13 protein-coding genes are annotated in these 12,610 nt (G+C 66.9%); 7 read left to right on the top strand and 6 right to left on the bottom strand.

Translation table 11 applies throughout. From position 1 onward, the window contains the following. Positions 1 to 12: 12 nt before the first annotated feature. Complete coding sequence (locus A5788_RS14405) at positions 13 to 681, bottom strand: amino acid-binding protein (RefSeq protein WP_049698410.1); 669 nt, start codon at positions 679 to 681, stop codon at positions 13 to 15. A gap of 57 nt (positions 682 to 738) precedes the next feature. Between A5788_RS14405 and A5788_RS14400 the strand changes: the two genes are divergently transcribed. The 3 genes from A5788_RS14400 (at position 739) to gatA (ending at position 3,308) form a co-directional block, all read left to right on the top strand. Continuing rightward, a complete protein-coding gene (locus tag A5788_RS14400) occupies positions 739 to 1,329 on the top strand; it encodes an antibiotic biosynthesis monooxygenase (RefSeq protein WP_049698619.1) in 591 nt (196 codons plus the stop codon). A 153-nt stretch (positions 1,330 to 1,482) separates the two neighbouring features. Beyond that, positions 1,483 to 1,812 carry an Asp-tRNA(Asn)/Glu-tRNA(Gln) amidotransferase subunit GatC gene (gene gatC, locus A5788_RS14395; RefSeq protein ID WP_049698409.1) on the top strand — a complete coding sequence of 110 codons (330 nt, stop codon included), beginning with the start codon at positions 1,483 to 1,485 and terminating at the stop codon, positions 1,810 to 1,812. Beyond that, complete coding sequence (gene gatA / locus A5788_RS14390) at positions 1,809 to 3,308, top strand: Asp-tRNA(Asn)/Glu-tRNA(Gln) amidotransferase subunit GatA (RefSeq protein WP_064870251.1); 1,500 nt, start codon at positions 1,809 to 1,811, stop codon at positions 3,306 to 3,308. Before gatC ends, gatA begins: the two co-directional genes overlap by 4 nt. Here gatA and A5788_RS14385 read toward each other — a convergent pair. Continuing rightward, positions 3,260 to 4,486, bottom strand: a complete 1,227-nt coding sequence (locus tag A5788_RS14385) for an alpha/beta-hydrolase family protein (RefSeq protein WP_064870249.1) — start codon at positions 4,484 to 4,486, stop codon at positions 3,260 to 3,262. The genes gatA and A5788_RS14385 overlap by 49 nt on opposite strands. Continuing rightward, positions 4,483 to 5,184 carry a hypothetical protein gene (locus A5788_RS14380; protein WP_231894271.1) on the bottom strand — a complete coding sequence of 234 codons (702 nt, stop codon included), beginning with the start codon at positions 5,182 to 5,184 and terminating at the stop codon, positions 4,483 to 4,485. Before A5788_RS14380 ends, A5788_RS14385 begins: the two co-directional genes overlap by 4 nt. A 181-nt stretch (positions 5,185 to 5,365) precedes the next feature. On the opposite strand from A5788_RS14380, the gene A5788_RS14375 reads away from it, so the two are divergent. The 4 genes from A5788_RS14375 to gatB all read left to right on the top strand — a co-directional run bounded on the left by A5788_RS14375 (position 5,366) and on the right by gatB (position 10,105). Further along, the gene (locus tag A5788_RS14375) at positions 5,366 to 6,670 is read left to right on the top strand and encodes a sensor histidine kinase (protein ID WP_442902899.1); all 1,305 of its coding nucleotides are present in this window, start codon (positions 5,366 to 5,368) and stop codon (positions 6,668 to 6,670) included. A gap of 10 nt (positions 6,671 to 6,680) precedes the next feature. Beyond that, the gene (locus A5788_RS14370; protein ID WP_064870409.1) at positions 6,681 to 7,376 is read left to right on the top strand and encodes a LuxR C-terminal-related transcriptional regulator; all 696 of its coding nucleotides are present in this window, start codon (positions 6,681 to 6,683) and stop codon (positions 7,374 to 7,376) included. A gap of 119 nt (positions 7,377 to 7,495) precedes the next feature. Further along, the gene (locus tag A5788_RS14365) at positions 7,496 to 8,530 is read left to right on the top strand and encodes an ATP-dependent 6-phosphofructokinase (protein ID WP_005205247.1); all 1,035 of its coding nucleotides are present in this window, start codon (positions 7,496 to 7,498) and stop codon (positions 8,528 to 8,530) included. Positions 8,531 to 8,602: 72 nt separating this feature from the next. Continuing rightward, positions 8,603 to 10,105 carry an Asp-tRNA(Asn)/Glu-tRNA(Gln) amidotransferase subunit GatB gene (gatB, locus tag A5788_RS14360; RefSeq protein WP_064870245.1) on the top strand — a complete coding sequence of 501 codons (1,503 nt, stop codon included), beginning with the start codon at positions 8,603 to 8,605 and terminating at the stop codon, positions 10,103 to 10,105. 15 nt (positions 10,106 to 10,120) lie between these two features. On the opposite strand, the gene A5788_RS14355 is transcribed toward gatB, so the two are convergent. The 3 genes from A5788_RS14355 to A5788_RS14345 form a co-directional block, all read right to left on the bottom strand. Next, a complete protein-coding gene (locus tag A5788_RS14355) occupies positions 10,121 to 10,558 on the bottom strand; it encodes an Imm63 family immunity protein (protein ID WP_064870244.1) in 438 nt (145 codons plus the stop codon). Further along, positions 10,555 to 11,283: a TNT domain-containing protein gene (locus tag A5788_RS14350; RefSeq protein WP_064870242.1), complete on the bottom strand. Its 729-nt coding sequence runs from the start codon at positions 11,281 to 11,283 to the stop codon at positions 10,555 to 10,557. The genes A5788_RS14355 and A5788_RS14350 overlap by 4 nt, the downstream gene beginning before the upstream one ends. 121 nt (positions 11,284 to 11,404) lie before the next feature. Continuing rightward, positions 11,405 to 12,574: a PQQ-dependent sugar dehydrogenase gene (locus A5788_RS14345; RefSeq protein ID WP_231894270.1), complete on the bottom strand. Its 1,170-nt coding sequence runs from the start codon at positions 12,572 to 12,574 to the stop codon at positions 11,405 to 11,407. Positions 12,575 to 12,610 lie beyond the last annotated feature (36 nt).

Genomic DNA, 12,610 nt, shown 5'->3' with positions numbered 1-12,610 from the left:
AATGCCACCTGGCTACGACTCGGTGCGCAGCACAGTGCTGACGATGCCCGAGAGGTAACCGAGGCGCGCGATCTCCGACGGTCGGAAGTCGGGGCCGCCGATCCTGCCGAGCAGCACTGCTTTTCGGCCGTCGCCGAGCGGGGCTGCTGCCATTCGGGTGTCCATGTCCTGCCAGGCGCCGGGGACCCAGTCGGCGTCGGGATCGAGTTGCGCGGCCTCGCTGAGCGGAAGCCAGTCAGCGCTGGTCAGCGGCGTCTCGGGTGCGCCGGAGCTGCCGTAGAGCGCGAGGACACCACCCGCCGCCCGGGTGACGACCATCGCCCACGACACGCGCAGTACGCGTGGCGCGTTGTCGACGAGGACCTGTAGCCGGTCGTGGTCGGCGGTGGCCACCTGGTCGACGAGCTCGAGTTCGCGGTGGGTGTCCAGTAGTCCGCTGTAGGGACGAATGGAGTCGACGCGCACACCGGTGACTCTTTCGGCCGCGGTGATCAACGCATCGGGAAGTGAGCCGGGCGCGACGTCGACGACGAGGTCGTCGACGGCGTAGCCGTCACCTCGTTCGACGACCTCGAGGGACAGGATGTCAGCGCCGACGGACCCGAGCTGCACGGCGAGCAGTCCGAGGCTGCCGGGGCGGTCCTCGAGGTACACGCGCAGCAGATATGACACGTGCGACATTGTCGCACCGTGGCCGCGGGCGTGCTCGGATGGCATCGGCCGCGTGCTGCCGCCACGATGGAGGACATGGTTTCGGTTCCCGATCACGACGACGCGCCCGGCACACAGCACGTCACGACGTCCGTCGCGCGACGCATCGAGTCCGGGCGTGAACACGACTTCGTCACCTGGACGGACGCCGGGATCGCGCTGGCCCGTACGTTCCCCGGCTTTCTCGGCGGCGGATGGTTGCGGTCGAGCAGCAAGCCCGACGAGTACTACGTCGTCTACCGCTTCGCCGACGACGACGCGCTCGAGGATTGGAACTCCTCGCCGGTGCGCAAAGCGTGGTTGTCGCGCGGTGAGGGTGTGGCCGTCGAGTACGCGACGCATCGCCTCTCGGGTATCGAGGGGTGGTTCGAGCCACAGTCGACGCTGACCAACGCGGTCCGGGTGATGGGTGCGCCGCCGCCGCGGTGGAAGCAGGCTGTCACCATCTGGCTGGGCTTCTTCCCGATGTCGCTGCTGATCAACTTTCTGGTGATTCCCCATCTCGGTGGGATGCCACTGGTGCTCAAGACGTTGATCGCGACGCTGATCAACACCCCGCTCATGGTGTACCTGGTGCTGCCGTGGATCACCCGTCGCCTCAAGAGGTGGCTCCACTGACGAGCGTCGGGGTCCGGCCTCGCCGTGCCAGATCGTCGTCGAGTACCGCGTCGACTCGGCCGAGACCGTCGTCGCCTAGGCTTGATGGGGTTGTCGGTGTGCTGTTGCCGATGCCGGTGGTTTTGCTGGTGAGGAAGGACGTGATCTCTTCAAATGTCTGACGGATCTGGGTCGGAGGACGCAGGGTCGACGATCTCGCGTGAACAGGTCGCGCACCTGGCGCGGCTGTCGCGACTCGCGCTGAGCGATGACGAGCTCGATCTCTATGCGCAACAGCTCGATTCGATCTTGGCGCATGTGGCGCAGGTCTCCGAGGTCGCTGCCGACGACGTCCCGCCGACCGCCCACCCGGCGGCGCTGGCCAACGTGTTGCGCGAAGACGTCGTCAAGCCCGGCCTGACCACCGAAGAGGCGCTCTCCGGTGCGCCCGCCGTCGAGCAGGACCGGTTCGCCGTCCCGCAGATCCTGGGGGAGGAACAGTGAGTTCTCAGACACCGGCCACCCGCGCCGCCACCGACATCACCGGACTGTCCGCCGCAGAGCTCGGCGAGAAGATCGCCTCCCGTGAGCTCTCGTCTGTCGAGGTCACCCAGGCGCACCTCGACCGCATCGCCGAGATCGACGACCAACTCGGTGCATTCCTGCATGTGAGCAGCTCCGAGGCGCTCGTCGCCGCCAAGGCCGCCGACGACGCCGTCGCGGCGGGAGAGGCGTCATCGCCGCTCACCGGCGTGCCGCTCGCGCTCAAGGACGTGTTCACGACGACCGACGCACCAACCACATGCGGCTCGAAGATTCTCGAGGGCTGGGTCCCGCCCTACGACGCGACCGTGACCGCGCGGCTGCGTGCGGCGGGTATCCCGATCCTCGGCAAGACCAACATGGACGAGTTCGCGATGGGCAGTTCCACCGAGAACTCCGCCTACCAGGTGACCCGGAATCCCTGGGACACCTCACGTATACCGGGCGGTTCCGGTGGTGGCAGCGCTGCGGCGCTCGCGTCGTACCAGGCGCCCCTGGCGATCGGCACCGACACCGGTGGCTCGATCCGTCAGCCCGCCGCGGTCACCGCGACGGTCGGCGTCAAGCCGACCTACGGCACGGTGTCGCGCTACGGACTCGTCGCCTGCGCGTCGTCGTTGGACCAGGGTGGCCCGTGTGGGCGGACCGTCCTCGACACCGCGCTGCTGCACGAGGTCATCGCGGGACATGACCCGCGCGATTCCACCTCGATCGACGTTGCCGTACCCGATGTCGTCGGCGCTGCACGCGCGGGCGCGTCCGGTGATCTGACGGGTGTGCGGGTCGGCGTGGTCACCGAACTGCAGGGGGAGGGCTACCAGCCCGGCGTGCTCGCGTCGTTCGAGCAGGCGGTCGCAACGCTCACCGAGCGTGGCGCCGAGGTCGTCGAGGTCTCCTGCCCGCACTTCACCTACGCTCTCGGCGCGTACTACCTCATCCTCCCCAGTGAGGTGTCGTCGAACCTCGCTCGTTTCGACGGCATGCGGTACGGGCTGCGCGTCGGCGACGACGGCAAGCACAGCGCCGAAGAGGTCATGGCACTGACACGCGAGGCCGGATTCGGTCCAGAAGTCAAGCGCCGCATCATGATCGGTACCTACGCCTTGTCGTCTGGCTACTACGACGCGTACTACGGCCAGGCGCAGAAGGTCCGCACGCTGATCGCGCGCGACTTCGCCACGGCCTTCGAGAGCGTCGACGTCCTCGTCTCGCCGACGACGCCGACCACCGCGTTCCCCATCGGCGACAAGGTCGACGATCCGCTGAGCATGTACCTGTTCGACCTGTGCACCCTGCCGGTGAATCTCGCTGGTGTCGGAGCGATGTCGGTGCCGTCCGGTCTGTCGGTCGACGACGGGCTGCCCGTCGGGCTGCAGATCATGGCTCCAGCTCTCGCCGACGATCGGCTCTACCGGGTGGGCGCAGCGTACGAGGCCGCCCGCGGTCCGATCGTCTGATCGGTTACGGGCAGGCCGCTCGCCTGATCCGGACCGGAGTACCGGTGGCCGACGCCTGCGGGGCCGTCGAGCGACCCCAGCAGGTCGGCGGAGTTCTGCACGAACGTCACCAGGGGCAGCCACGGAACGCGTCGGGTCGGTCTGCCGACTGTGACCGTCTCGGAAGGTCGGGACGGAGCGCGCCAGATCGCCGCCGGTGACCACGTGGTCACCGGGTCGGTTGCATTGGCGACCACCATGCGTGGGGATCCGTGCGCGTGCGTCGCAATGGTGTCTGCGGGAACCCCGGAGAGAACGGTGGCCCTGACAGTGCCGGGGCGATGGTCGTCGGCCCAGACCCGTGCCGTCTCCGCTCCGATCGCGCCGAGGCTCTGGCCGTACAGGATGATGCGCGGACGATGCTGTGCGGGAACAGAATCGAGTGCTGCTGTTACAGCCGCCACCACCGCGACAGACGCGCGTCCGGCCGCACTCCGGTCGGTGACGAATGCCCGCCACGACTGCGACGACGCGTAGCGGGGCGTGATGGTGCGCATCCGGCCGGCGCGCTCACCGATCGCCGTGACCGCACCGGCGTCGATCCACCCCGAGCCCGTCGGGACCGCGATCAACACCGCGTCGTCACCGCGGCCGCCCGCGTCGACCCATTGCTGGACAAGGGCATTCGCGTCGCGTGCGCTGGAAACCGGTGCGCTCAACGTCGACGCCGACGCTGAGCCCGAGATGGGCGTGAGCAGTCCGGCGGCAACCGAGACAGCGCCTGCGACGGCCAGCATGCTCAGGCGTGGCAGCCAGACGATCGCGGCGACAACCGCGGCTGTCGGTCCGACGAGCAACGCCACCCACTCGACGCCGACGGGGGCATAGCCGAGCTCGCCGCGAATTCCGTTCTGCCACCACATGTTCGCCGTAGCCGCGACCACAAGGAACGTGCACGCTGCCACAAGCGGTGACCATCGGGTCGCACTCCGGGAACGATGACACAGTCTCAGTCCGACCAGCGTGGCACTCACGACGATGGCTGCGCACCCGGCAACGACGACACCCGCGAGCCACGGAGTCCGCGGAAGCGGGGACGGCCAGAGCCCGATCCCGGTGGCGAGCACAATCGCCCAGGCGATCGCCGGGTGAGGAGGCGCAGGTGCGGTGACTACTCGATCGGTTCCCGGGATCGTCAACGTGTCGCCCCCGACGATGCCTGTGTGCCATCGCGTTCGACGTCGCTGTTGCCATCTGGATCGTCGTGTACGAGGTGCCCGACGGCCGACGACGTCGCGGCGAGCACGTTGCCGCGGTCCTGCGGTGGGCCGTCGCCTTCATGCCAGGTGTTGAGTCCGACCCCCACCCGTGCCAGCTCCGCCGCACCCATACACAGCGGATCGTGACAGGTTTCGCGCATCCGCGTCACCAGGGCGGTGTCGAGACCCAGTCGCGCCCAGGGGCCCAACGGATTTCCGACCCGCGCCGCATAGCGCAGCATGTCGTAGCCGAAATCATGTGTGCGGCACAGTGGTTCGAACCTCGCGGGCATCGGTACAGGTGACGAGCAATCGCCGCCGGGATTGCTCGCATCGTCGCCGTCGAGCACCGGCGAGTACCCCATCCTGGATGCGAAGTCGGACGGCAGCGCCGCCATCGCTCCCGCGCCGTTGCGATCGAGAAGCTGTCGGACGACCGCAGCCGCGGCGGGATCTCCGGTTCTGCCGTCGGAGACTTCGCTATTGGGCGTGGACCGGATGGTCGACGACTGCGCGGTCGCGTGGCCTGCTGGCGTCATCGGCAGTGCGGTGAACGCGGCGACGCCGACGAGCAGAATTGCGGCTGACCAGCGTCGACGTCTCTGGGTGTTACGGGGGAGTCGGTGGCTCGAAGTCATGTGATCGACGCTAGAAATGCAGAGCACAACCCCACATCGGCCGCGAGTGGGGTTGTCCCACAGTCCATTCGCAGTGCCCGCCGTCGTCGACCTGCTACCCCGGAGCGATCCCGATCTCCCTCTTAGGTATGAGGACATCGGGAACGTGCTCGCCTACGGTGGACGTCGAGGTGATCTGATGATGAAGCACGTGCGGACCGGGCTCCGTAAGGCCGGTTCCGCCTTCGTCGACGAGGTGCGCGCTACTCCAGCGCTGTCGGATCCTGATGTACGACGCTACTTCTCGTCGCGCACGAATGTCTTCTTCCTCCTGTGCGCCGCAGTGCTGTTCGCGGTGGCGTGGCCGACGTCGAGCCTGACGCACGACGTCCCGGCGTACGCGATGCCCGCGGTTGCCGCGGCAATCGCATGGCCGGTCGCGCTGGCATGGTCGGCTCCCGTTGTGGGATGGGCGATCTCGCTGCTCGCGGCGATGATCATCGGGTCGGTGGTCCCCACTGTCAACGGGTGGCCATGGTCGATCCAGGTGACGCACATCATCGCGATCTTGGTGCTGTCGTTCATGGCCGCACTCCGATGCCCACTTCGGTGGCTACCGGTGATCTGGTTGGCGTCGACGTTGGTGATGGTCGATTCGGCACCCGACGACCAGCGCCCAGGATGGATATTCGGTCTCACGTTCGGTGCCATCGTCATCGCGCTGCTGCGCGGGCTGCTGGCGTCGCGCAGGCAACTCGCCCAACGCACGCAGGAGACAAAGGTCGCTGAATCCGAGGCTGCCGTACTGCAGGAGCGGGCACGCATCGCGCGCGACCTCCACGACGTCGTCGCACACCGGATGTCCATGGTGGTGGTGATGGCCCAGACCGCTCGGTATCGACTGCCAGATGTCGGCGACGCCGCGGCCGCCGAATTCGACGCGATCGCCGTCGCGGCGCGCACCTCCCTCGACGAGGTACGTCAGCTCCTCGGCGTGCTGCGTGAACCCGACGACACGTCGGGTGAAGCGAGCGCGCGGACAGCGCCCAACCCGGGCCTCGAACACATCGAGTCGTTGGTCGAGGCGACACGTCGTGCAGGCGCCGACGTGCAGTTGCATCAGGCGATTCTCGGAACAGAGGTCGGCGAGGCGTCGGGTCTGGCGGTGTATCGGATCGTGCAGGAGTCCCTGGCCAACGCGACCCGACATGCGCAGGGGGCGCGCACAGACATCTGGCTGCGCGACGGCGCCGCAGGCCAGCTCGAACTCGCGATCGTCAACGGTCCGGGTACCGGGCCGTCGTTGGACCTTGTCGGCAACGGCGCCGGTATCCCCGGTATGACCGATCGAGCGCGCAGCGTCGGCGGATCACTTGTCACCGCGATCACCCCGGACGGCGGATTCGCCGTCCGCGCGTGGATTCCCACCGGGAACCAGCGTGCGATCGGCTCAGCGGACGCGACCGGTTCGTCGGACCCCATCGATTCGTCGGGTACAGAGAGGTAGCGTGCATCCGGTGCCGATCACGCTTGTCATCGTCGACGACCAGGCGATGGTCCGACAGGGATTCTCGGCGTTACTCGCCGCCCAACCCGACTTCTCGGTGCTCGGCGACGCCGCCGACGGCGTCGAGGCCGTCGAATTGTGTGCCAGGGTGACCCCCGACGTCGTGCTCATGGATGTGCGGATGCCCAGGCGCGACGGCCTGTGGGCGGCGCAGCGCATCCTGGCGAGCCAGACGGGTGCCGAATCAGGTACTGGCGCAGGCATTCCGGCCAACGGCGCCGCGGGCAACACGCGTGTGCTGATGCTGACGACCTTCGACATCGACGACTATGTGTACGAGGCATTGCGGATCGGGGCGTCGGGCTTTCTCCTCAAGGACGCGCCGGCCGACGAACTCGTGCGTGCTGTGCGGGTCGTCGCGGCGGGTGATGCGTTGCTCGCGCCGTCGATCACCCGCAGACTCATCGCCGAGGTGACGTCGCGTCGCGAGCGACGCACCAGGTCACCGGAGCTCGCATCGCTGACTCCACGTGAGCGTGAAGTGCTCGAGTTGGTGGCTGAGGGAAAGTCGAACGCCGAGATCGCAGGCGAGCTGTTCGTCACCGAGCAGACCGTCAAGACGCATGTGAGTGGGCTGCTGGGAAAACTCGGGCTGCGCGATCGTGCCCAAGCCGTCGTCTACGCCTACGAGCATGGTGTGAAGTGACGAACCCCAACTGTGCGGCATTCGCTGTCGCTCGGCGCACGGCACGACGGCCAACTAGATTGGACACCGATCACCCAGACCGATAGCGGGACCTCGGACGGCGGAAGGCACGAAGAGACATGGCGAAGAGATACGGCATTCTCACCTCCGGGGGCGACTGCCCTGGTTTGAATGCGGTCATCCGTGGCGCGGTTCTCAAGGGAGAGACCGTCTACGGGCAGGAGTTCGTCGGCTTTCGTGACGGCTGGTACGGACTGGTCTACGGCGACATCATCGAGCTCGACCGCGCGCGTGTGCGTGGTCTGAGCCACGAGGGCGGAACCATCCTCGGTACCAGTCGATTCGGGCCGTACTCCGAGCCGGACGGCGGCGCGGAGAACATCAAGAAGGTCCTCAAGAACCTCGAGATCGACGGGGTGATCGCCATCGGCGGTGACGGCACCGCCGCCGCGTCGCAGCGGCTTTTCGAAGACGGCATCAACATCGTCGGCGTGCCGAAGACCATCGACAACGACATCGCAGCGACCGATTACACGTTCGGTTTCAACACAGCGGTCGAGATCGCGACGGAGTCCATCGACCGGTTGCGTACCACCGGTAACTCGCACAAGCGCTGCATGGTGCTCGAGGTGATGGGCCGTCACGCGGGGTGGATCGCATTGCACTCGGGCATCGCGGGCGGCGCACACGCGATTCTGATCCCGGAGCACCCCGAGAGTCTCAATCAGATCTGCGCCTGGGTGACGAGCGTGAAGAACCGCGGTCGCTCGCCGATGGTCGTCGTCGCCGAGGGCTTCAAGCTGCCCGAGATGGAGACCGCACATTCGACGAAGGGGCTCGACGGCTTCAACCGCCCCCGACTCGGCGGCATCGCCGAGGTGCTCGCGCCGATGATCGAGGAGCGCACCGGGATCGAGACCCGCGCAACGGTCCTCGGCCATGTGCAGCGGGGTGGGGTGCCGACGGCGTTCGACCGCGTCCTGGCAACGAGGCTCGGCATGGCGACGACCGATCTCGTCGCCGACAAGGGCTGGGGTCAGATGGTGGTGCTGCGTGGCACCGAGATCGAACGCACCACATTCGACGAGGCGCTGGCCAACCACAAGCAGGTCCCGGCAGCCCAATATCAGGAAATGCGGGTCATCTTCGGTTGATGGCCCCGCGCGGCCTATCGATGCACACGACCCGACCGACCCGGCGATGCGCGCACGCATAAACTGGACGCCATGACTGCCGCGACCGCCGAACTGATGGACTACGACGAGGTCATCGAGAAGTTCGATCCCGTGATGGGACTCGAGGTACACGTCGAGCTCGGTACGGACACCAAGATGTTCTGTGCGTGCCCGACGACGTTCGGCGCCGATCCCAACACCCAGGTGTGCTCGGTGTGTATCGGCCTGCCCGGCTCTCTCCCGGTGGCAAACGCCAAGGCCATCGAATACGCGATCCGCATCGGCCTGGCGCTGAACTGTTCGATCCGGCCGTCGAGCACCTTCGCGCGGAAGAACTACTTCTATCCCGACCAGCCGAAGAACTACCAGATCTCGCAGTACGACGACCCGATCGCCTACGAGGGGTACCTCGACGTCGCGCTCTCCGACGGAACGACGTGGCGTGTCGAGATCGAGCGCGCCCACATGGAGGAGGACACGGGCAAGTCGCTGCACGTGGGTGGCGACGGCCGCATTCACGGCGCCGATCACTCACTCCTCGACTACAACCGCGCCGGCGTGCCGCTCGTCGAGATCGTCACGAAGCCGATCACCGGTGCCGGGGCACGTGCCCCCGAGGTCGCCCGCGCCTACGTCACGGCGTTGCGAGACTTACTCAAGTCACTCGACGTCTCGGACGTCCGCATGGATCAGGGGTCGCTGCGCTGCGATGCCAATGTGTCGTTGATGCGTAAGGATGCCGTGGAGTTCGGCACCCGCACCGAGACCAAGAACGTCAACTCGCTCAAGAGTGTCGAGGTCGCCGTCACCTACGAAATGCGAAGGCAGGCAGCGGTTCTCGAGTCGGGCGGCGAGGTCGTGCAGGAAACGCGCCACTTCCACGAATCCGACGGCACCACCTCGGCGGGGCGTCGGAAAGAGACCGCTGAGGATTACCGCTACTTCCCGGAGCCCGATCTGCCTCCCGTTCAACCGGATTCGGCGTGGGTGGCCGAGATCCAAGGCGCATTGCCTGAGTTGCCGTGGGTGCGACGCGCGCGCATCCAGACCGAGTGGGGCGTGTCCGACGAGGTCATGCGTGACCTGGTCAACGTCGGCGCCGTCGATCTCATCATCGCGACCGTCGACGCGGGTGCCGCTCCCGAGGCCGCGCGCGGCTGGTGGGTGTCGTTCCTCGCGCAGCAGGCCAATACGCGCGGCGCCGAGCTGGCCGACCTACCGATCACCCCCGCGCAGGTCGCCACCGTCATCGGACTCGTCGACGAGGGCAAGCTGACCACCAAGCTCGCGCAGCAGGTTGCGGTCGCGGTGCTCGACGGCGAGGGCGAACCCGAGCAGATCGTCGCCGACCGTGGGCTCGAGGTGGTGCGCGACGACTCCGCACTGCAGAAGGCCGTCGACGAGGCACTGGCCGCCAACCCCGACATCGCCGACAAGATCCGTGGCGGCAAGGTTGCGGCCGCGGGCAAGATCGTGGGCGACGTCATGAAGGCGACGCGCGGTCAGGCCGACCCTGCCCGTGTGAAAGAGCTGGTCATCGCCGCCTGTTCCTGACGGCGCCTGAGCCGATCAGCTCGGGTTCGGAAGAAGAGCGAGCACATCGTCGTCGACGCGCGCGTCGACCAGTCGTGAGCGCGTCTGAGTAAGCCACGTGTCGGCCCATTCAGGGTCGACGCCGTGCAGGATGTCGTACTGCGCCTGCCACGACACCCTGCGGAAATCAGGGGTGCCGGGCGGGTGCAGTCGCCGCGACATCGCCTCCGATATCTGTTCGGCGACGAAGAAGAGGAACTCGTCGGCAGAAGTGGTCTGTCGGTCGGAGAGGATGCGTGCACGTTCTCTGACCGTCAGATGCCACACACCGTCCTGCTGCCAGCATGACGGAACACCGTCGTCGCGCAGATGTGACAGCTCGGGGAGGTCGTCGGCGACCGCCCCCATACGACGGCCGAGCTCGACGATGCGTGTCGTCATCGACTCGCCGAGCCCGCTGTCGATACCGGTCATCCGGTGGTCACCGGCGGGAACGTCTGCAGCAGGTATCCGGCGCACAGCAGCCAGCCGACGTTGACATCGGTCCCGCACTCCGGGCGGCTCGGCAGAAGCTGTGGAACCACTTCGTACTGAGTGCCGAGACCCGGTTGTTCGAATGCCGGTGCGATCGGGCCGGTGTAGATCGGGAGTTGCTTGACCACGCGGTACACGTGGTAGTTGCAATACCGGGGGTTGGAGCTGTTGACGAGATTCGACGGCGGCAGTGACCGTTTGATGTAACTCGTGCCGGTGGGGGCGAAGAAGTTGCCGCCCTCACCGCCGTACCGGTCGATGCTCTTGCCGACGTCCAGCGCGGCGCGGTGCTTGATGGGCTTGCCGTTCCTGATGACGTAACCCTGTTGTTCCGGATAGCGCCAGTTTGCTTTGGGCTTCGCGTCCGGGTCCCACCACTTGGTCAGGAAGTCCTTGCCGTCGGTGAAGTTGCCGAGGCGCTTATAACCGGCCAGCTGAGGTCCGACCGGCGCCTCCGTCGCGAACTCCTTCGGGCCGAGACGCCAATCGCCAGGGCTGTAGAGTTCCGCCGAACAGCCGGCCGAGGTGCCCGGCAGGCCGGGAATGCCTCCGAGGCTGCCGAAATCGGATGACCCCAATCCCGGCGCCGCGGCCGCTGCACCGGCAGACCCAAATGCGAGGGTGAAAATGAACGAGAGTACGAGAACCAGACCGCGACGACGCATGGGCCGTGCCTTTCGCTGAATGATCAGTGGTGAAGGCAGCGTAGAGTGCGCCGACGCCGCTCATCGGCGGTATCGCGAAATCCGTACGACGAACAGGTGACGGTGAACGCGGCTCGTAACCTTAGGTCCGGTTCTCCGACGACGCGGGCGGGATGAAGCGCACGACGCGGTCGTCGGTGCCGACAGGGTTACCCGACGCCTTGTTGACGGTGGCGAAAAGCATTGCGCCACTTGCAGAGCTGACGATCCTGCCCAAAGCGCCGTAACGCTTCTCGAGAACGACAGCGGGCGGAGTGATCGTCGGCTTGTCGCGAGTCGGTTCGGTGAGGGCGAGAATCTGCTGGGTGCGTGTGGTGGTCACGAAGATCTGACCGGACGAGACAGCGCAACCCGCGACATCGGGTTTGTCCGGCCACGTCCACAGCACCTTGGGCCCGCCCGACTCGACGATCTGCAAGCGATCCTCGGTCGCGGTGCGATCAGCGACGTAGAGCCCTCCGCTGTCGTTGTGGCACAGCGCCACATTCGATCCGAAGCCGGACGCGACGACCTTGGGAGGCGGATTCGCACCCGACCCGAACGAGGTGACGGAGAGCAATTTGCCCGCGAGCGACGCTGGGTTTGCTGCCGCCGACGGATCACCCGCGTCGCCCGTCGCGACGAGGAGCTCGGTGGGGGAGCGGAAGTACAGTGCTCCCATGTTTCCGGTGGCGCCCTTCGGAATGCCCGTGAGAATCGGCTTGGCGACGTCGCCCGGCGCAATGCGGACCACGCGATTGTCGGACGGGGTGGTGATGAGCGCGTAGATGAGGCGGTCTTGGCTGTACGTCGGAGACAACGCGAAGTCGACGAGTCCGCCGTCGCCCGAACCGTCGACGTCGAACGAGGCGATCGCTCGTTGCGGTCCGTAGCGCTTGGCGGTGATCAGTTTGCCTGTCGTGCGTTCGGCGACAACCGTTGTGGTTGCCTGATCGTCGCCGGGCATCAGTCCTCCGGTCGACGCGAGACATGTGGCGATGACCTGGGGGTCGGGGTCGACGCACGGGCCGGTCGGCGGCGGACCCTGATTCTGCGGTGTGCTGGGCTCGGGTGTCGGCGTCTGCTGCTGCTTACGGGGCGAGTCGTTGTTGGCCGAGAATTCGCCTGCCGAGCGGTCGCGGTCCTGAGCGGAGAAATCGGCGCACCCGGTGAGTGCGACGGCCACCAGCATCATTGCGCCCGTCAGCAGTGCCCACAGGCGCACCCGCCGGGATCTGGCGGTTCGGTGCCGCTCGTTCCGCCCCTCTCGCATGCACACCACAGTAGGCGATGGTCGACGACTCACCGC

It is taken from the genome of Gordonia sp. 852002-50816_SCH5313054-c (genome assembly GCF_001665925.1).
Taxonomy (GTDB): Bacteria; Actinomycetota; Actinomycetes; order Mycobacteriales; family Mycobacteriaceae; genus Gordonia; species Gordonia jacobaea.
The sequence above is the reverse complement of the archived record's forward strand: the minus strand, read 5'-3'. Positions and strand labels throughout refer to the sequence as shown.